Source organism: Lentzea sp. NPDC055074 (assembly GCF_053608005.1).
On record NZ_JBSGUQ010000013.1, the window covers coordinates 221,586 to 239,862 of the forward strand.

At 69.1% G+C, this 18,277-nt stretch carries 19 protein-coding genes; 10 read left to right on the forward strand and 9 right to left on the reverse strand.

The window, feature by feature from the left end; genetic code table 11:
• From ACWF7A_RS27880 to ACWF7A_RS27900, 5 genes are all read left to right on the forward strand, one after another.
• Positions 1-936 (forward strand): aromatase/cyclase, encoded by a 936-nt coding sequence (locus ACWF7A_RS27880; protein WP_382439690.1) that lies wholly within the window; start codon positions 1-3, stop codon positions 934-936.
• A gap of 219 nt (positions 937-1,155) precedes the next feature.
• Positions 1,156-1,869 (forward strand): hypothetical protein, encoded by a 714-nt coding sequence (locus ACWF7A_RS27885; RefSeq protein ID WP_452253440.1) that lies wholly within the window; start codon positions 1,156-1,158, stop codon positions 1,867-1,869.
• The gene (locus tag ACWF7A_RS27890) at positions 1,866-3,134 is read left to right on the forward strand and encodes a beta-ketoacyl-[acyl-carrier-protein] synthase family protein (protein ID WP_030474579.1); all 1,269 of its coding nucleotides are present in this window, start codon (positions 1,866-1,868) and stop codon (positions 3,132-3,134) included. Before ACWF7A_RS27885 ends, ACWF7A_RS27890 begins: the two co-directional genes overlap by 4 nt.
• Complete coding sequence (locus tag ACWF7A_RS27895; RefSeq protein WP_452253441.1) at positions 3,131-4,345, forward strand: ketosynthase chain-length factor; 1,215 nt, start codon at positions 3,131-3,133, stop codon at positions 4,343-4,345. Before ACWF7A_RS27890 ends, ACWF7A_RS27895 begins: the two co-directional genes overlap by 4 nt.
• A 67-nt stretch (positions 4,346-4,412) precedes the next feature.
• Positions 4,413-5,330, forward strand: coding sequence for an acyltransferase domain-containing protein (locus ACWF7A_RS27900; protein ID WP_452253442.1), 918 nt, complete (start codon positions 4,413-4,415; stop codon positions 5,328-5,330).
• Between the two features lie 170 nt (positions 5,331-5,500).
• Here ACWF7A_RS27900 and ACWF7A_RS27905 read toward each other — a convergent pair whose 3' ends face one another.
• Positions 5,501-6,277, reverse strand: coding sequence for a cyclase family protein (locus ACWF7A_RS27905; protein WP_394621840.1), 777 nt, complete (start codon positions 6,275-6,277; stop codon positions 5,501-5,503).
• A 92-nt stretch (positions 6,278-6,369) separates the two neighbouring features.
• On the opposite strand from ACWF7A_RS27905, the gene ACWF7A_RS27910 reads away from it, so the two are divergent.
• From ACWF7A_RS27910 to ACWF7A_RS27920, 3 genes are all read left to right on the forward strand, one after another.
• Entirely contained in the window at positions 6,370-6,660 is a 291-nt protein-coding gene (locus ACWF7A_RS27910; protein WP_452253443.1) for an antibiotic biosynthesis monooxygenase family protein, read from the forward strand.
• Positions 6,660-7,655, forward strand: a complete 996-nt coding sequence (locus ACWF7A_RS27915) for a CaiB/BaiF CoA transferase family protein (protein WP_452253444.1) — start codon at positions 6,660-6,662, stop codon at positions 7,653-7,655. Before ACWF7A_RS27910 ends, ACWF7A_RS27915 begins: the two co-directional genes overlap by 1 nt.
• Before the next feature lie 170 nt (positions 7,656-7,825).
• Positions 7,826-8,755, forward strand: coding sequence for an LLM class F420-dependent oxidoreductase (locus tag ACWF7A_RS27920; protein WP_452253445.1), 930 nt, complete (start codon positions 7,826-7,828; stop codon positions 8,753-8,755).
• 34 nt (positions 8,756-8,789) lie between these two features.
• Here the strand turns inward: ACWF7A_RS27920 and ACWF7A_RS27925 are convergent, their stop codons facing one another.
• The 6 genes from ACWF7A_RS27925 to lpdA all read right to left on the reverse strand — a co-directional run bounded on the left by ACWF7A_RS27925 (position 8,790) and on the right by lpdA (position 14,841).
• Complete coding sequence (locus ACWF7A_RS27925; protein ID WP_452253446.1) at positions 8,790-9,284, reverse strand: hypothetical protein; 495 nt, start codon at positions 9,282-9,284, stop codon at positions 8,790-8,792.
• 42 nt (positions 9,285-9,326) lie between these two features.
• Positions 9,327-10,067, reverse strand: coding sequence for a lipoyl(octanoyl) transferase LipB (gene lipB, locus ACWF7A_RS27930; protein WP_452253447.1), 741 nt, complete (start codon positions 10,065-10,067; stop codon positions 9,327-9,329).
• Positions 10,024-10,602 (reverse strand): phosphatase PAP2 family protein, encoded by a 579-nt coding sequence (locus tag ACWF7A_RS27935; protein WP_452253448.1) that lies wholly within the window; start codon positions 10,600-10,602, stop codon positions 10,024-10,026. Before ACWF7A_RS27935 ends, lipB begins: the two co-directional genes overlap by 44 nt.
• Positions 10,599-11,489 carry a TIGR01777 family oxidoreductase gene (locus ACWF7A_RS27940; protein ID WP_452253449.1) on the reverse strand — a complete coding sequence of 297 codons (891 nt, stop codon included), beginning with the start codon at positions 11,487-11,489 and terminating at the stop codon, positions 10,599-10,601. Before ACWF7A_RS27940 ends, ACWF7A_RS27935 begins: the two co-directional genes overlap by 4 nt.
• Before the next feature lie 166 nt (positions 11,490-11,655).
• Positions 11,656-13,401 carry a 2-oxoglutarate dehydrogenase, E2 component, dihydrolipoamide succinyltransferase gene (gene sucB, locus ACWF7A_RS27945; RefSeq protein ID WP_452253450.1) on the reverse strand — a complete coding sequence of 582 codons (1,746 nt, stop codon included), beginning with the start codon at positions 13,399-13,401 and terminating at the stop codon, positions 11,656-11,658.
• A gap of 51 nt (positions 13,402-13,452) precedes the next feature.
• Complete coding sequence (gene lpdA / locus ACWF7A_RS27950) at positions 13,453-14,841, reverse strand: dihydrolipoyl dehydrogenase (RefSeq protein ID WP_452253451.1); 1,389 nt, start codon at positions 14,839-14,841, stop codon at positions 13,453-13,455.
• A 181-nt stretch (positions 14,842-15,022) separates the two neighbouring features.
• Here lpdA and ACWF7A_RS27955 point away from each other — a divergent pair, with 181 nt between their 5' ends.
• Positions 15,023-15,349, forward strand: coding sequence for an oxidoreductase (locus ACWF7A_RS27955; protein ID WP_189159198.1), 327 nt, complete (start codon positions 15,023-15,025; stop codon positions 15,347-15,349).
• Positions 15,350-15,376: 27 nt separating this feature from the next.
• Here the strand turns inward: ACWF7A_RS27955 and ACWF7A_RS27960 are convergent, their stop codons facing one another.
• On the reverse strand, positions 15,377-15,838 hold the full coding sequence (locus ACWF7A_RS27960; RefSeq protein WP_452253452.1) for an OsmC family protein: 462 nt from the start codon (positions 15,836-15,838) through the stop codon (positions 15,377-15,379).
• Between the two features lie 298 nt (positions 15,839-16,136).
• On the opposite strand from ACWF7A_RS27960, the gene ACWF7A_RS27965 reads away from it, so the two are divergent.
• Positions 16,137-16,733 (forward strand): nucleotidyltransferase family protein, encoded by a 597-nt coding sequence (locus ACWF7A_RS27965; RefSeq protein ID WP_452253453.1) that lies wholly within the window; start codon positions 16,137-16,139, stop codon positions 16,731-16,733.
• 58 nt (positions 16,734-16,791) lie between these two features.
• Here ACWF7A_RS27965 and ACWF7A_RS27970 read toward each other — a convergent pair whose 3' ends face one another.
• Complete coding sequence (locus ACWF7A_RS27970) at positions 16,792-18,264, reverse strand: leucyl aminopeptidase (RefSeq protein WP_452253454.1); 1,473 nt, start codon at positions 18,262-18,264, stop codon at positions 16,792-16,794.
• Positions 18,265-18,277 lie beyond the last annotated feature (13 nt).

An 18,277-nucleotide genomic window follows, 5' to 3' on the forward strand; every position in this document is an offset into this window, starting at 1 on the left:
ATGACGCACACCACCACGCACACGGTCATGATCGGGGCTCCCGCCAAGGTGGTGTACGACCTGGTCGCGGACGTGACGACCTGGCCGTACATCTTCGGACCCACGGTCCAGGCCGAGGTGTTCGAACGGGATGGCTCGACGGAGCGGTTGCGGTTGCACGCGTTCGCCAACGGTGACGTGCGCACGTGGACGTCCCGGCGCGAGCTCGACCCGGCGAACCTGCACATCAAGTTCGAGCAGGAGCGTTCGGCTGCTCCGGTGAAGACGATGGGTGGGGAGTGGCGGATCGTCCCGATCGCCGACTCGGCGACCCGGGTCGATCTGCTCCACCACTTCACCGCGGCGCAGCCCGAGGCGGTCGATCTCATCCTGAACGCCGTCAACAACAACAGCGACGCCGAGCTCGCCGCCCTCAAGCGGGCGGCCGAGTACGGCGACGACTACGACAAGCTGGTGCTGTCGTTCTCCGACAGCATCACGATCCACGCGAGCCGCAAGGACGTCTACGAGTTCCTGTACCGGTCCGACCTGTGGCCGGAGCGCCTGCCGCACGTGGCACGGCTGGACCTCACCGAGGCCGTCACCGGCGTGCAGTCCATGGAGATGGACACGCGCAGCCCGGACGGGTCGATCCACACCACGCACTCGGTGAGGGTCTGCACCCCGTACGACGGCATCGTCTACAAGCAGACGCACACGCCCCCGATCATGGCGGCCCACGTCGGCAGGTGGACGTTCAAGGACATCGGCGACGGCATCGAGGCCGGCATCGAGGCGACGTCGCACCACACCGTCGTCATCCGGCCCGAGGTCATCCCCGAGGTGCTGGGAGCCGACGGGACGATCGAGCGCGCTCGTGAGCTCATCCGTCACGCGTTGGGCACCAACAGCCTCACGACGCTCCGGCACGCGAAGGAATTCGCCGAGAACGGATGAGGTGACGCGATGGGGTTGGGTGGCGCGGACTTGCTCACTGCCGCTGCACGCGCTGCAAGCCGCAACGGACTTTACGTGGTCTCCATGTACCTGGAGAAGGCCGCGGTCGAGCACCAGCGCAAGGGCTGTCCTTCCGAGGTAGGGCATTGCGCTTACGAGATCGAGGCCTCACGCGTGCTGCTGTCGGGCTTCTGAACGTCGAAGCGCGAGGGGTTCTGGATGAAGCTCTACGACATCTCGCTGCGTCGCACCGGCCTGTCCATTTCGGACAGACTGGTCGCGGCGCGGCGCCTCGACGCGCTCGGCGTCACGTTCGTCGACGGAGGAAGACCCGCCCGGTCGTTCTACCACCGGGCGGCGATCGAGCTCCGGTTGCGGATCGCCACTCTCATCGCATCAGGTGGTGCGGAGGACGTCGACGCACTGCTGGCCGCGGAAACCTCCGCGGTGGCGGTCGTCGTCCAAGGGCACGGCATCTCGAAGGTCAGAGACGCCGTGCGTCAACTCGTGCGCGCCGAACGACGAGTGATCGTCGAGGCGCGGGACTTCTTCGACGGCTGGCTGATCGACCCCGAACACGCTTTGGAGGTCGTTCTGACAGCCGCGGAGGCTGGGGCGGAAACCGTGTTGCTGCACGACACAGCGGGCAAGCTGTGGCCGGACCAGATCGGCGAGATCATCTCGGCGGTCGCGGAAACCGGTGTGCCCCTTGGTTTTGGGTGTGACGACGAAGGCGGTTCGTCGGCGAAGCAACTGTTCGCCGCGGATGCGGGGGCCGGCCTCGTACAGGGGTCCTACGCCGTCGTTCGAGGTGGCCTCGATCGGGCCGTTTCACCATCGGTTCATTCGGCAGAGACAGGTATCGCTCCCGTGCCCTGTCCGAGATTGGAGCAGACCGTGTCCGCACAGAAGGCGATTGGAGGTGTCCGATGAGTCGTCGCGCCGTCATCACCGGGGTGGGCGTGGTCGCACCTGGTGGCATCGGAACGAAGGCGTATTGGAAACTGCTGTCCGAAGGGCGTACGGCGACTCGCAACATCACGCACTTCGACGCGTCTCCGTACCGCTCCCGCATGGCGGGGGAAGCAGATTTCGATCCAGTGCGCGAAGGCTTGACGCCGCAGGAGATCCGCCGTCTCGACCGGGCCGCGCAGTTCGCGGTCGTCGCGGGTCGTGAGGCGATGTCCGACTCCGGCATCGAGTTCGACCAGCTCGACCCCGGCCGCATCGGTGTCTCGCTCGGCACCGCCGTCGGCTGCACGACCTCGCTGGAGCGCGAGTTCATCGTCGGCTCCGACCGGGGCAAGTACTGGGAGGTCGACCAGTCCTACGCCGTCCCGCACCTCTACGACTACTTCACGCCGTCCTCGATGGCGACGGAGCTGGCGTGGACCGTGGGCGCCGAGGGACCGGTCTCCGTGGTCTCCACGGGCTGCACTTCCGGCCTCGACTCGGTCGGTTACGCGGCCGAGCTGATCATGGAAGGCTCCGCGGACGTCGTCGTGACAGGCGGCACCGAGGCCCCGCTCTCCCCGATCACCGTGGTCTGCTTCGACGTGATCCGTGCGTCGAGCACCCGCAACGACGACCCGACAACGGCGTGCCGGCCGTTCGACAAGACCCGCGACGGCCTGGTGCTGGGCGAGGGTTGCGCGATCATCGTGCTGGAGGAGCTGGAGCACGCCCGTGCTCGCGGTGCCCACATCTACGGTGAGGTCGCCGGCTTCGCCTCGCGGTGCAACGCCTACCACATGACGGGCCTGCACCCCGAGGGCATCGAGATGTCCGACGCCATCAACATCGCGCTGAAGCAGGCGCGTGCGGATGCCACGGACGTCGGCTACATCAACGCGCACGGGTCGGGCACCAAGCAGAACGACCTGCACGAGACGGCGGCTTTCAAGCGCTCGTTGGGTGCGCACGCGTACAAGACGCCTGTATCCGGGTTCAAATCCATGATCGGGCACTCGCTGGGTGCGATCGGTTCCCTGGAGATCGTCGGCTCGCTGCTGGCGTTCGAGCAGGACCTCATCCCGCCGACGGCGAACCTCCACGAGCAGGACCCCGAGTGCGACCTCGACTACACGCCACTGGTGGCGCGGGAGAAGAAGGTCGACACCCTCCTGACCGTGGGCAGTGGTTTCGGTGGATTCCAGAGCGCCATGGTGCTCAAGAAGGTGGAAGGGGCAGGCCGGTGACTCGGGCGGTGGTGACGGGAATCGGCATTGCGTCGCCGAACGGATTGGGGCCGACCGCGTACTGGCGGGCGACCCTGCACGGTGAGGCGGCGATCAAGCCGATCACCCGGTTCGACAGCGCGAACTACTGGGCGAAGATCGCCGGTGAGGTGCCTGGCTTCGAGGCAGGGCGGCACCTGCAGGGTCGCCTGCTGCCGCAGACGGACCACATGACGCGGCTGACACTGGTCGGCACGGACTGGGCGTTGCGTGGTGCGGGTGTGCAGCCGAACGACATCCCCGACACGGACATCGCGGTGATCACCGCGGCGACCGCCGGCGGGTACGAGTTCGGGCAGCGCGAACTGCAGAAGCTGTGGCACCAGGGTCCGGAGTACGTCTCGGCGTACCAGTCGTTCGCGTGGTTCTACGCGGTCAACACGGGCCAGATCTCCATCCGGCACGGCACGCGTGGTCCCGGCGCGGTGGTGGTGTCCGAGCAGGCCGGTGGCATCGACTCCATCGGTCACGCCCGGCGCCAGCTGCGCAAGGGTGTCCAGCTCGCCCTCACCGGCGGCATGGACTCCTCGCTGTGCCCGTGGGCGTGGGTCGCCCACCAGGCCTCGGGTTGCCTGTCGCGCAACAATAACCCGAAGCGCGCCTACCTGCCGTTCGACCGCGACGCCTCCGGGTACGTCGCGGGCGAGGGCGGCGCGATCATGGTCGTCGAGACACCGGAGTCGGCGGCAGGGCGTCCGGGAACGCGCATCTACGGTGAGATCGTCGGGTACGCCTCGACGTTCGACTCGCGGATGCCGTCGCGGGAGCCGGGCCTGAAGCGGGCGGCCGAGCTGGCGCTGCGCGACGCCGGCATGGACGCCTCGGAGATCGACGTGGTGTTCGCCGACGCGGCGGGCATCCCCGAGCTCGACAAGGCCGAGGCCGAGGCGATCAAGGGCATCTTCGGGCCGTTCGGTGTGCCGGTGACGGCCCCGAAGACCATGACGGGCCGCCTGTTCGCCGGTGGTGGCTCCCTGGACGTGGCGTCGGCGATCCTCTCCATCTACTGGAGCGCGATCCCGCCGACCGTCAACGTCGAGAACCCCGTGCCGGAGTACGAGCTCGACCTCGTGATGAACGAGGCGCGGCACGGCAAGATCAAGGCCGCACTGGTGCTCGGGCGTGGCAAGGGCGGCTTCAACTCCGCCATGGTGGTTCGCGAGTACAGGTAGATGTCATGTGCCTCGAGGCCGTGAAGGTGTCCCCTTCACGGCCTCGAGCCGTTTCTGGAGGCGTGTTGTGGACGTAGCACTGATGTTTCCGGGCCAGGGATCGCAGTACCCGCGCATGGCGGCGTCCCTGTACGGCACGGATGCCGTGTTCACCTCGGTGATCGACGAGGTGTTCGAGCTGTTCGGCGAGGTCGGCTCCCTCGCCTGTGAGGACTGGCTCTCCGGGGCTGACATCGATCACGTGTCGCGCGCGCAGCCGTTGCTGTTCGCGGTCGACTACGCGCTGGGGCGCACCGTTCTGTCGTGGGGCGTCAAGCCCGTCGCGTTGATCGGGCACTCCGCGGGCGAGGTCGTCGCGGCCACGTTGGCCGGCGTGTTCTCGTTGGAGGAAGCCGTCTCCCTGGTGCGCGACCGGGTGCTCTCGGCCGTGCCGATCCCGTCCGGTGGCATGCTGGCCGCGGCGGCGTCCGAGGCCGATCTGCTGCCCTACCTGGAGGGTGACGTCGCGATCGCCGCCGTGAACTCGGCTCGGCAGACGATGCTGGCCGGGTCGGACGAGCCGCTGGCGCGGGTGCGGGCGCGGCTGGAGGCCGACGAGTTCATCGTCGTGACGGTGCCGGCGTCCACGCCGTTCCACAGTCCCGCCATGCAGCCCGCCGTGGACGAGGCGCTGGCGTCGTGGAGCGCTTCCCCTCGTGCGCCGCAGATGCCGCTGTACTCCGGGTACACGGGCAAGCTGATGACCGAGGAGGACGCGCTGTCCGCGCGGTTCTGGACCCGTCAGCTGACCGACGCCGTCTACTTCGGACCGGCGCTCACCGAGCTCGTGGCGATGTACGACGTGCTGCTGGTGGAAGCCGGTCCCGGGCAGACCCTGACGTCGTTCGCGCGCCGCACGAAGGCCGTGCGGTCCGGCGCGTCGCAGGTGTTGCCGTTGCTGGACTCCTCGGACACCGTGGACGCCGCTCGCGCTCGTTTGGTCTAGTCGCGATATAAGAGGGCCGCCCTCTCCTGGAGGGCGGCCCTTTAGTGACTTCTAGTCGATGCCTCGGACGATGTGGTCTTCGTTCTCTGGTGGCCATGAATCGCTGTTTTCCATACCTACGAAGGTAGGTACGGTGATTCAGCTCTCACTTGAGGAACGGTTGTCCGGTTTCAGTCGTCCAGCAGGGCGACCGCGCGGGTCCAGCCCGCGCCCGCGCCCTTGATCTTGACGGGGAACGCGACGACGGTGAACCCGAAGTCCGGCAACGCGTCCAGGTTCGCCAGGCGTTCGATCTGGCAGTACTCGCGGTCGCGGCCGGCGAAGTGCGCGGGCCACAGCACGCTCTCGTCCTTCGTCTGCAGGTAGCGCTTGACGATGTCCGGGAACGGCGCGTCGAGGCTGAACGCGTCGGTGGCGATCACCTTGACCCCGAGGTCCAACAGGAAGTTCGTGGCGGGGCCGTCGAGGCCGGTGTAGTCGGTGAAGTAGGTCTGGGTGCCCGCGTGCTCGGCCGCGCCGGTGTCGAGGATGACGATGTCCATCGGCTTCGGCGTGTAGCCGATGCGGGCGAACTCCTTCTCGAGCACCTCGACGCCGATGACACCGGTGCCGTGGCCGCGGACGTCGAGCTTCACGCCGGGGTTGTGGAACCACTCCAGCGGCATCTCGTCGATGTGGCGCGGGATCCCGTTGCCGTACGTGGTCTTCGAGCCGTAGTGGCTCGGCGCGTCCACGTGCGTCCCGGTGTGGGAGGTCAGGCTGATGCGGTCCAGCGTGAGGAACTCGGAGTCCCGCAGCACGGACACGTCGAACTCGATGCCGAGCCGCGCCTTGAGCTGCTCGGCCATGTGTTCCGCGCCCTGAGCGGCCGTGAGCACCTCGTGCGTCACCGGGTCCGCTTCGTACGCGGCTGCGTCAATGTGGGAAGACAGATCGATGATGCGCATGAAGCAGAGCTTGGCGGGCGTTCCTTGAGCACGTCTCAAGACGCGGTGGGCAGAGTTTTCCCCAGCCTGACACCGTTTTAGGGAGCTTTCTCATGATCACCTTCGTCAACCGCTTCACGCTCACCGGTGACCCCGAGGAGTTCGAGAAGGCCTTCGACGAGACGGCCGCCTTCCTGCGCGAGCAGCCGGGCCTGATCCGGTACACGCTGTCGCGTCAGCTCGACGACCCGGCGTCGTACATCAACATCGCGCTGTGGGAGAGCGCCGACGCCCTGCGCGCGGCCCTGGCCCACCCGGACTTCGGCAACCACGCCAAGGCGATGCGCGGCCTGGCCGAGTCCACGGGCGCGATCTTCAACCCGCGCCTGTCGTTCGAAGCCTGATGGGTCCCCTGGACGGGCTGAAGGTCGTCGAGTTCGGCGGCATCGGTCCCGGCCCGCACGGCGCGATGCTGCTGGCGGACCTCGGCGCGGAGGTCACGCGCGTCGAACGTCCGTCCGGCGGGCTGTCCGTGGTGCCGGACGCCTCCCGCGACTTCCTGTTGCGCGGCAGGCGTTCGGTGTCGGCGGACCTGAAGTCCCCCGACGGGCGGTCCGCCGTGCTGGCGCTGATCTCGTCGGCCGACGTGGTGATCGAGGGCTTCCGTCCCGGTGTGCTGGAACGGCTCGGGCTAGGGCCGTCCGACTGCCTGGCGGTCAACCCCGGGCTGATCTACGCGCGGATGACGGGCTGGGGCCAGGACGGGCCGCTGGCCCAGCGCGCCGGGCACGACATCAACTACCTGTCGGTCACCGGGGTGCTGCACGCGATCGGCAAACCGCCGCTGAACCTCGTCGGTGACTTCGGCGGTGGCTCGCTCTACCTGGTGCTGGGCGTGCTGGCGGCGTTGTGGGAACGGCAGCGCACCGGTCGTGGGCAGGTCGTCGACGCGGCGATCGTCGACGGGGTGGCCTCGCTCGCGCAGATGATCTGGTCGATGAAGGCGCAGTCGGTGTGGGAGGACGCGCCGGACTCGAACCTGCTCGACGGCGGGTGCCCGTTCTACTCGATCTACGAGTGCGCGGACGGCCGGTCCGTCGCGGTCGGGTCGCTCGAGCCGCAGTTCTACGCCCTGCTGCTGGCCGGTCTGGGGCTGTCCGCCGACGACCTGCCCGCGCAGCTGGACCGCGCCTCGTGGCCGTTGCTGCGCAAGACGTTCGCCGAGGCGTTCCTGACGCGCACGCGGGACGAGTGGTCGGAGGTGTTCGCCTCTTCTGACGCCTGCGTGACCCCGGTGCTGACCCTGGAGGAGGCCGCGTCGTACCCGCACCTGGTGGCGCGCGGAGTGTTCACCTCTGAGGGTGCGGCCGTACCGGCACCGCGCTTTTCGGCGGACTAGTGGTGTGGCTCAGAACGTGGGCGGCGTGTCCGCGCTCAGCAGGATCCGTCGCGGCACCTCCCCCACGCCCCCGTACAACCAGTACGAGGGCGTGGGGGAGGCACCACGACACACCCGTCTGACCACGAACACACCGGCAACCTTCTGAGCCACACCACTAGATTCGGTTCGTGGAACTTCGCATCTTCACCGAGCCCCAGCAGGGGGCGAGCTACGACGACCTGCTCCGCGTGGCCAGGACGGCCGAGGACGCCGGGTACGGCGCCTTCTTCCGCTCCGACCACTACCTCAGGATGGGCTCGGTCGACGGCCTGCCGGGCCCGACCGACCCGTGGATCACGTTCGCCGGCCTCGCCCGCGACACGTCGACGATCCGCCTGGGCACGCTGATGACCGCGGCGACGTTCCGCCACCCCGGACCGCTGGCCATCAGCGTCGCCCAGGTCGACCAGATGTCCGGCGGCCGCGTGGAGTTCGGCATCGGCGCGGGCTGGTACGAGGCCGAGCACACCGCGTACGGGCTGCCGTTCCCGTCGCTGGGGGAGCGCTTCGAGCGCTACGAGGAGCAGGTCGCGATCATCACCGGCCTGTGGGAGACCCCGCTCGGCGGCACCTTCTCGTTCGAGGGCAAGCACTACGCGCTGACGGACTCGCCCGCACTGCCCAAGCCCGCGCAGGAGCGCGTCCCGGTGCTGATCGGCGGGATGGGGGCCAAGCGCACCCCGGCGCTGGCCGCGTCCTACGCCACCGAGTTCAACCTGCCGTTCGTCGGCGTCGACGCCGCGGTCGAGCAGTTCGCCCGCGTCGACGCCGCGTGCGAGGAGATCGGCCGCGACCCGTTGGAGCTCATCCGGTCGGTCGCGCTCGTCGCGTGCGTCGGCCGCACCGACGCCGACGTCGCCCGCCGTGCCGCCGCCATCGGCCGCGAGGTCGGCGAGTTGAAGGAGAACGGCCTGGCCGGTACGCCCGCCGAGGTCGTCGACCGCATTGCGTCCTGGCGGGATGCGACCGGTGTACAGCGCGTGTACCTGCAGGTTCTCGATCTGGCCGACCTCGACCACATCACCGAGATCGCCGAGGACGTCGCGCCCCAGCTGTGACGGCCCAGTTTTGGCGCTGAAGCTGTGACGCCGCTCAGGCGAGTGCTTTGCGAACCGCGGCCGGCACGGGCAGGACGTGGTTCGCGAAGCGCCGCCGGTTCCCGATGAAACGCAGCTGCAGGCCGGAGTCGTCGAGGTAGCGCTTCTCCAGCCCGTCCTGGCCGAGCACCACCTTCAGCCCGCGCCCGAGCATCGACGGCGAGTCGAGGTCGAACCGGGCGCGCAGCACGTCGGCGGCAGCGTGGTCGCCGAACTCCAGCGCGGCCCGGCGCACGGACTCGACCGGCACCATCAGGTACTGCTCGTCGGCGCGGACTCCGTCGCGGTGGGCGATGCCCAGCGCGTCGAGCGCCTTCTGGTGCGCGCCGCCGTCGAGCCCGAGGTAGTACCGCTCCCACTCGCCGAGCTCGACCTCACCACTCCAGACCCGCACGGGCGCGGCCACCGCCGCCGGCCCGGTCGAACCGATCCCCCCGGCCAGAACCGTCATGCCGGCAGCCGTGAACAACTGGCGTCGGGACAACCTCACGACGCACCCTCCTCCGCGATCCCGCGACTTCCCGCCGCAGGGCTACGGAATGCTAGCGAAGGTGATACCCGGCGCGACGGGTCCAGTGCGGGTCAAAGTGCGGTCCGTCAGGGGGAGCGTTCCGTCGAGCGCCGCGAGCACAGCGTCACGGGCGAGCGGCAGGACCTCGGCGACCGTGACGTCGCGGCCCAGCTCGTACGAGAGAGAAGCGACGCCCGCGTCCTTGATGCCGCACGGGATGATGTCGCCGAACGCTTCGAGGCTCGCGTTGCAGTTGATCTCGAAGCCGTGCATGGTGACGCCGCGCTGCACGCGGATGCCGATGGCGGCGACCTTGCGCTCCGGGCCCCGGTCGTCGGCGGGCAGCCACACGCCGCTGCGGCCCTCGATCCGGCCGGTGTGCACGCCCAGCTGGTCGCAGACGTCGATCAGGCCCTGCTCGACGCGCCGCACGTACTCCACGACGTCGATCGGGTCGGCGAGCTTGACGATCGGGTAGCCGACGAGCTGGCCCGGGCCGTGCCAGGTGATCTTGCCGCCGCGGTCGACGTCGATGACCGGGGTGCTGCCCCCGCGCGGACGCTCCTCGTCGAGGGTGCGGCGGCCGCAGGTGTAGACGGGCGGGTGTTCGAGCAGCAGGAGGGTGTCGGGGCCGGTGCCGTCACCATCTTTGGCGGCGCGCGCCTCCGCGATCTCCTTCTGGAGGTCCCACGCGGCCATGTAGTCGATGAGCCCCAGCTCATTGATGACGACGGGGTCTGACGAGGTCCGGCACGAGTTCACGACCCGACGTTACCAACCCCAGAGCCATGGCCGCCAAGAGTCCGACACCCGTCACACCCAGCACGGCACCGGCGACGTCGGTGACCCAGTGCATCTCCAGCACGATCCTCGCGAACCCCGCCACGAGCACCGCGAGCACCGCCCACAGCACGCCCCGTTTCAGCAGGACGACCAGGGTGAAACCGACCGAGGCGACGGCCACGGTGTGCCCGCTCGGGTAGCTCGGCAGGTGGTACTCGATGGGCCGCACGCGGTCGAACAGGAACCTCGTCAGCAACGTCGCGCAGCACAGGCCGTGCAGCGCCAGCGCCTTCCACAACCGCGGCTCACGCCGTTTCCACGCGAGCACGAACAGCACAGCCGCGAACGCCCAGCCGATCGTCGGTCCCATCACCAGGCTCACCACGAACGCCGTGGCCCGCAGCCACTCCGGTCGCGGCAGCTCGTCGTGCACCCACACGTCGAGCCCGGTCATCTCGGGAAGCCCCAGCAGGACCCACGAGATGACCAGCAACGCCGCTACCGCTCGCGTCATGCGACCGCCGCGTTCAGCGCAGCGGGGAGGGTGGGGTGCAGGAAGTGGAACCCGTGCTTCTCCAGCGCCTTCGGCGTCAGCCCCGGGCCGCTGAGCAGCAGCTCCTGCGCCATCTCGCCACCGAGCAACGCCTTGAGCGCGAACGCCGGCACCGTCCACGGCGTCGGCCTGCCCAGTGCCGTGCCGACGGCCTTGGTGAACTCGGTGTTCGTCACCGGCGTCGGGCCCACGACGTTCACCGGCCCGCGGATGTCGTCGTGCTCGACGACGAACCGGTACGCGGACACGATGTCGTCCAGCGACACCCACGGGAAGAACTGGTCACCCGACCCGAGCTTGCCGCCCAGGAAGAACTGGAACACCGGCTTCAACCGGCCGAACACGCCGCCCGACGGAGAGATGACGACAGCGGTGCGCATGAGCACGACCCGCACGCCGCCCTCCTGCGCCGCGGACGTCGCCGCCTCCCAGTCCTGGGTCAGCCGCGACATGTAGGTGTGGCCACCCGGCGCGTCCTCGTCCGCGAGCCGCGAGCCGGTGTCGCCGTAGAAGTGGGCACCCGACGAGTTCACCAGCGTCGGCACACCGTGCTCGACGCACGCCGCCGACAGCACCTCGGTCGGGACCACCCGGCTGTCGTGCAGGACCTGCTTGCGCGCGTCGTCCCACCGCTTGTCGCCGATGCCCGCGCCGCAAAGGTTGATGACGGCGTCGACGCCGTCGAACGTCCCGTCGTCGATGCGCCCGGCGTACGGGTCCCAGCCGCGTTCGTCCGGCGCCGCCGCTTTGCGGCGCACCAGGCGCAGCACCTCGTGGCCGGCGGCGCGCATGGACGCCACCAGGCTCGTGCCGATCAGTCCTGACGATCCCGCGATGACGACTCGCATGTGTAGATCGTTCCCCACTGTGTCATTGCGTGCACAGCCACACAGCACATATCGGACCCAGGATGTGCCGAAGGCCACCCCGGCAAACCGGGGTGGCCTTCGGATCACACTGCAGGTCCTTCTGCACTGATATCCGATATATCGGATATCAGTGCCGCTCAGGGCGTCAGAGACCGAGGTCGGCCTCGAACGCGCCCTCTTCGAGACGGTTCTTGACCGTCGTGAGGAAGCGGCCCGCGTCGGCACCGTCGACCAGGCGGTGGTCGTAGGTGAGCGCGAGGTACATCATCGAGCGGATCGCGATGGTGTCGTTGCCGTCCTCGTCGGTCATGACGACCGCGCGCTTCTTGACCACGCCGACGCCCAGGATGCCGACCTGCGGCTGCTGGATGATCGGGGTGTCGAAGAGGGCGCCGTTGCTGCCGAGGTTGGTCAGCGAGAACGTGCCACCGGCGAGCTCGTCCGGCGTGAGCTTGTTCGAACGGGCGCGCGCCGCCAGGTCACCGATCTTGTGGGCGATGCCCGACAGGTTCAGGTCACCGGCGTTGTGGATCACGGCGTTGAGCAGGCCGCGCTCCGTGTCGATCGCCAGACCGAGGTGCTCGGCACCGTGGTACGTGACCTCCTTGCGCTCCTCGTCGATCGACGCGTTGAGCACCGGGTGGGCCTTGAGGGCCTCGATGGCGGCCTTGGCGAAGAACGGCAGGAACGTGAGCTTGGCGCCCTCACGAGCCTCGAACGCCTTCTTGGCCTGGTTGCGCAGCCGGGCGATCTTGGTCACGTCGACCTCGAACACCTGGGTGAGCTGGGCCGAGCCCTGCAGCGACTCACGCGTGCGCTGCGCGACGATCTGACGCAGACGCGGGAGCTTCTGCACGGTGCCGCGCTTGCCCGAGTTGTCGACCGAGGCGGGTGCCGCGGTGCGAGCGGCGGGGGCGGCAGGAGCAGCGGCGGCCGGTGCCGGAGCCGGGGCCTTCTTGGCCTCGACGGCGGCGAGCACGTCCTGCTTGCGGATGCGGCCACCGACGCCGGTGCCCTTGAGCGAGCCCAGGTCGATGCCGTTCTCCGACGCGAGCTTGCGCACGAGCGGGGTGACGTACGGCGTGCCGTTCGCGTCGTCGCCCGAGGGGGCGGCGGCGGGAGCGGGCGCGGCCTGCGGGGCAGGAGCCGGAGCGGCCTGCTGCGCCTGCTGCTTCGGGGCCTCTTCCTGCTTCGGCGCGGGAGCCGGGGCTTCCTGCTTCGGCTCGGGCTTGGCCTCGGGGGCCGGAGCCGCCTGGGCCGGGCTGCCCGAACCGATGACGGCGAGCTTGCCGCCGACCTCGACGGTCTCGTCCTCGCCGGCGCTGATCTCGAGCAGCGTGCCCGCGACCGGCGACGGGATCTCGGTGTCGACCTTGTCGGTCGAGACCTCGAGCAGCGGCTCGTCGACCTCGACGCTGTCGCCGACCTGCTTGAGCCAGCGGGTCACGGTGCCCTCGGTGACGGACTCACCGAGCGCGGGCATCGTGACGTCCGTGCCCTCGGCCGAACCGCCCGACTGGGCGGGGGCCGCGGGAGCCTCCTGGGCTTCCTCGGCCGGCTGCTCGGCGGACGGCTGCGTCTGCTGCGGCGCCTCCTCCTGCTGCGGCGCGGACTCCTGGGCGGGAGCCGGTGCCGAGCCGGAGGAACCGCCGTCACCGTCACCGATGACCGCGAGCTCGCCGCCGACCTCGACGGTGTCGTCCTCCTGCGCGACGATCTTCTGCAGGACGCCGGCCGCCGGGGACGGGATCTCGGTGTCGACCTTGTCGGTGGACACCTCGAGCAACGGCTCGTCCACCTCCACCCGGTCGCCTTCCTGCTTCAACCACCGGGTGACCGTGCCCTCGGTGACACTCTCACCGAGTGCGGGCATCTGGACGGAGAAGGCCATTGTTCGCTGACTCCTCGTGCTCTCGTGTGGCTGACTTTGTGTGGGGAACGGTCAGCCGTGCACGTGCAGCGGCTTGCCGGCCAGGGCGAGGAACGCCTCGCCAAGGGCTTCAGTCTGGGTCGGGTGGGCGTGGATCAGCGGAGCCACGTCCTCCGGGAAAGCCTCCCAGCTGTAGATCAGCTGTGCTTCACCGATGAGCTCGCCGACGCGCTCGCCGACCATGGTGATGCCGACGACCGGGCCGTCGGGAGCCTTGACGAGCTTCACGCCACCGGCGGTCTTGAGGATCTGGCTCTTGCCGTTACCCGCGAGGTCGTAGACGAAAACCTCGGCGGAGCCGTACTTCTCCTTCGCGGCGGCCTCGGTGAGACCGACGGAGGCGACCTCGGGCTTGCAGTAGGTGACGCGCGGGATGCCCGCCTCGTCGATCACCTTCGGGTTCTGGCCCGCGATCTCCTCGGCCACGAAGATGCCCTGCTGGAAGCCGCGGTGCGCGAGCTGCAGACCGGGGACGATGTCGCCGACGGCGTAGACGTTCGGCAGGTTCGTGCGCAGGCGCTCGTCGGTGATCACGAAGCCGCGGTCGATCTTGACGCCGGCCTCCTCGTAGCCGTGACCCGCGCTGTTCGGGCCGCGGCCGACCGCGACGAGCAGCAGGTCGGCCTCGAGGACGTCGCCGTTCTCGAGCGTGACCGAGACGCCCGAGTCGGACTGGGTGGCGCCGGTGAACTTCACGCCGGTCTTGAACTTGATGCCGCGCTTGCGGAACGCGCGCTCCAGCTGCTTGGACGCGTACTCGTCCTCGGCCGGGACCAGGCGGGGCAGCGCCTCGACGATGGTCACCTCGGCGCCGAACGAACGCCACACGCTGGCGAACTCCACGCCGATGACGCCGCCACCGAGGACGACGACCTTCTCGGGGATGAAGTCCAGGTTGAGCGCCTGGTCGCTGGTGATGACCCGGCCGCCGATCTCCAGACCGGGCAGGCTCCGGGCGTACGAACCGGTCGCGAGGACCACGTTCTTGCCGACGTAGCGCTGGCCGTTCACCTCGACGGTGTTCGGGCCGACGAACGTGCCCGCACCCTCGACGAACGTGACCTTGTTGGCCTTCGCGAGACCCTGCAGACCCTTGTAGAGCCGCGAGACGACGCCGTCCTTGTACGAGTTGACGCCGGCGATGTCGATGCCCTCGAGCGAGCTCTTCACACCGAACTGGTCGCCTTCGCGGGCGTTGTCCGCGACCTCGGCCGCGTGCAGCAGCGCCTTGGTCGGGATGCAGCCGCGGTGCAGGCAGGTGCCGCCCAGCTTGTCCTTCTCGACCAGGACGACGGACAGGCCGAGCTCGGCCGCGCGGAACGCGCAGGCGTAGCCACCTGAACCACCGCCGAGGATGACGAGATCGGCGTTGGTGGCCGACTCCAGTTCCGGCGAAGTCACTTCGGATCTCCTCGGGATTACTTACTACGCGCGGGTGCGCGCGAGGTACGCGGCCATCTTGTCACTAGTTGCCGAAGCGCGGTGATCCGGCATAGGACACCACACACCCGGAACTGATCATTCACCTACTCATAACACCCTTACCTGGCACCATGGTGGAGGGAAGCACAGGAGGTGCTCGATGGGGCTGTTCGACCGTTTCCGCAGGAAGCCGCGCCCAGGTGTGCTGCGTACCGCCTCGAACCAGGACACGAGCCACCTCGAACAGTGGGTGAAGAGCCGTCACGGCGTCGAGGCCTATGTGGAGCCGAAGACGACGGTGACCGAAACCACTGTGGTCCTGGTCGCTCACGACGGCGAGTGGACCCGCCGCCGGGTCGCGTCACCGGACGCCGCGAGGTCGTTCGCGCGCAAACTCGGCATGCCGATCTACGACGCGGGCATCGTGGGTTACCCGAAGCGCATGCGCGACTACACGGCGCGCCAGAAGAAGCTCGGCAACGGCTAGGTCCTCATCGGACACTCGCCGGGCTCGTCACGTGACGGTCGGTTCGTGCCGCACGGGGAAGTTGACGCTCGCCGCGATGAAGCACATCGAGTGCGCCTTCTCGTGCAACGCCTGCGCCGTCTCCCGAGTTTCCGGATCGGCGACGGTCACGACGGGGTTGAGCACCACCTCGGTCATCCGCCCGGACCCGTCGGGGTGCTCGGCCATCGTGCCGGTCGCGTGGTCGCGGTAGCCGGTGACGACGACGCCGTTGGTCGACGCGAGGTGCAGGAACCAGAGCATGTGGCACTGCGCCAGCGACGCGACGAGCAGCTCCTCGGGGTTGTACCGGCTCGGGTCACCCCGGAAGGACGGGTCGGACGACCCGAGGATCGTCTCCTTGCCCTCGATTCGAACCTCGTGCGCGCGTTCGTAGGTCTTGTACCCGGAAGTCCCGTTCCCGGTGTTCCCGGTCCAAATGACATCGGCCTCGTAGTGATGCGTCCCCATGTGGAAATAGTCCTCTTCCTGGGCCTGAAGACCTAGCCCGCGCAGGCACGCGTCCCAGCACGCCGACCGCCCGCCACCGCCCGCTCAACCGATATATCAGTTCCGCTGGGCCCTCTGACCTGCACCCTAGCAATGAGTCTTTGGACTTCGACTGCAAACGACCTGTTGCAAAGGCGCGGCGGACGGCGCCGTCTGCCGCGAGAAAAGTGTTGGCAGGGGTGCCCGCGACGACTTCCGGGAAGATTTTCGGGAAGCATGCCGTGAGGCGCCGGGGAATCGAGAAGAAATGAGAACGGACGTGCAGCTTGGACGATTGTTCGTCGACGAACAGGTGGAGGCGTTGCGCGACGTCCTGAGCCGCAACACCGTGCTGACCGACGTCCTCGCCGGAGCGTCCGAACTGCGCCTGCCGGGCTGGTACCTGACGGCGGGCTGCGTGTTCCAGACGGTGTGGAACGTCGTGACCGGCAGGCCCGCGGGCGAGGGCGTCCTCGACTACGACCTGTTCTACTTCGACGCCTCGGACCTGTCCTGGGAAGCCGAGGACGCCGTCATCCAGGCGGGCCGGACCCGGTTCGCCGACGTGCCCGCGACCGTCGAGATCCGCAACGAGGCCCGCGTCCACCTCTGGTACGAGGAGAAGTTCGGCGTCCCGTGCCCGCCCCACGACTGCACCGAGTCGGCGATCGACTCGTTCGCCGCCACCACGTGCTGCGTCGGCGTCCGGACAGACCTCGACGGACGTTGGCGGGTCTACGCGCCGCACGGCCTGTCCGACGTGTTCAACCTCGTCGTCCGGCCGAACCCCGTCCTGGCGCCCCGCCACGTCTACGAGACCAAAACGGCCAGGTGGCGCGAGCAGTGGCCGACGCTCACGGTCCTTCCCTGGCCCTGAGAACGCGAAACGGGCGGAGACCCCGAAGGATCTCCGCCCGTCGAGCGGGAAGCAGGACTCAGCCGTTGGCCGCGATGTCCGCCAGCACGGCGGCGATGGTCCGCACCGGGACACCGGTGCCGCCCTTCGAGGTGTAGCCGTACGGCCCGCCCGTGTGGAACGCCGGACCGGCGATGTCGATGTGCGCCCACTGCACGCCCTCGGCCACGAACTCGCGCAGGAACAGACCGGCCGCGAGCATGCCGCCCCAGCGGTGCCCGGTGACGTTCGCGAGGTCCGCCAGGCGCGAGTCGAGGTCCGCGCGGAGCTCCTCGGGCAGCGGCATCGCCCACGCCGACTCGCCGACGGCGGTGCCGATGGCGGCGACGCGGTCGCGGAACTCGTCGGAGCCCATGACGCCCGAGGTGCGCTTGCCGAGGGCGACGACCTGGGCGCCGGTCAGCGTCGCGGTCTCGATCAGGTAGTCGGGGTTGTCCTCGCACGCGCGCACGATGGCGTCGGACAGGATCAGGCGGCCCTCGGCGTCGGTGTTGAGCACCTCGACGGTCTTGCCGCCGTACATGGTCAGCACGTCGCCGGGGCGGTACGCGTCACCGGACGGCATGTTCTCCGCCATCGGGATCGACGCGATGATCTCCAGCGGGTACTTGAGCTTCGCGGCGAGCACCATCGTGGCGACGATCGCGGCGGCACCCGACATGTCCGAGGTCATCTCGTCCATGCCCGCGGCCGGCTTGATCGAGATGCCGCCGGTGTCGAACGTGATGCCCTTGCCGACGAGCGCGACCTTCTTGACGGCCTTCGTGCCCTTGTACGAGATGCGCACGAGGCGCGGCTGGCGGGTCGAGCCCACGCCGACGCCGAGGATGCCGCCGAAGCCCTGCTTCTTGAGCGCCTTCTCGTCGAGGATCTCGACGTCGAGACCGGCCGCGGTGGCGAGCTTCTCCGCGCGGGCGGCGAACGAGGCGGGGTAGAGGTCGTTCGGCGGCGTGTTGATGAAGTCACGCGCGATGGCGACGGACTCGGCGATCGCGACGGCGGCCTTCAGCGCGGCCTTGTTCTCCTTGGAACCGGCGGCGTGCAGGTCGACCTTCACGACCGCGCCCTCGCCCTTGTCCGACTTGTACTCGGTGAACGAGTACGCGCCGAGCAGCGTGCCCTCGGCGGCCGCACCCACGTGCAGGGCGGCGAGCGTGTTGATCGCGCGCTTCTTGCCGGCCAGCGCGCGGGCGGCGACACCGGACGCGCGGCGCACCTGCTCCTCGCCCGCGGACTTGCCGAGGCCGACGGCCAGCAGCAGCGGGGCGGCGATCTTGCCGAAGGTGGGCACCTTCACCAGTTCGTCGGCCTTGCCGGACGCGCGGAGCGTGCCGAGCACGTCGAGCAGCGCGCCGTCGAACGCGGCGGCGACAGCTTCGGCACCGGGGGCGAGCTCCAGACCGTCCGCACCCTGCAGGGTGCCCACGACGACTGCGTCCGCGGCGGTGGTGCTCAGGTCACCTTCGGTGAGGGCCAGCTTCGGGGCTGTCACGTGCTGCTCCAGG

Coding starts and splice junctions, on each gene's coding strand:
- ACWF7A_RS27915 (WP_452253444.1), top strand. CDS start 6,660: ATGGGTCCCCTGGACGGGCTGAAGGTCGTCGAGTTCGGCGGCATCGGT.
- sucB (WP_452253450.1), bottom strand. CDS start 13,401: ATGGCCTTCTCCGTCCAGATGCCCGCACTCGGTGAGAGTGTCACCGAG.
- ACWF7A_RS27905 (WP_394621840.1), bottom strand. CDS start 6,277: ATGCGCATCATCGATCTGTCTTCCCACATTGACGCAGCCGCGTACGAA.
- ACWF7A_RS27935 (WP_452253448.1), bottom strand. CDS start 10,602: ATGACGCGAGCGGTAGCGGCGTTGCTGGTCATCTCGTGGGTCCTGCTG.
- ACWF7A_RS27880 (WP_382439690.1), top strand. CDS start 1: ATGACGCACACCACCACGCACACGGTCATGATCGGGGCTCCCGCCAAG.
- ACWF7A_RS27910 (WP_452253443.1), top strand. CDS start 6,370: ATGATCACCTTCGTCAACCGCTTCACGCTCACCGGTGACCCCGAGGAG.
- ACWF7A_RS27890 (WP_030474579.1), top strand. CDS start 1,866: ATGAGTCGTCGCGCCGTCATCACCGGGGTGGGCGTGGTCGCACCTGGT.
- ACWF7A_RS27955 (WP_189159198.1), top strand. CDS start 15,023: ATGGGGCTGTTCGACCGTTTCCGCAGGAAGCCGCGCCCAGGTGTGCTG.
- ACWF7A_RS27940 (WP_452253449.1), bottom strand. CDS start 11,489: ATGCGAGTCGTCATCGCGGGATCGTCAGGACTGATCGGCACGAGCCTG.
- ACWF7A_RS27960 (WP_452253452.1), bottom strand. CDS start 15,838: ATGGGGACGCATCACTACGAGGCCGATGTCATTTGGACCGGGAACACC.
- ACWF7A_RS27885 (WP_452253440.1), top strand. CDS start 1,156: ATGAAGCTCTACGACATCTCGCTGCGTCGCACCGGCCTGTCCATTTCG.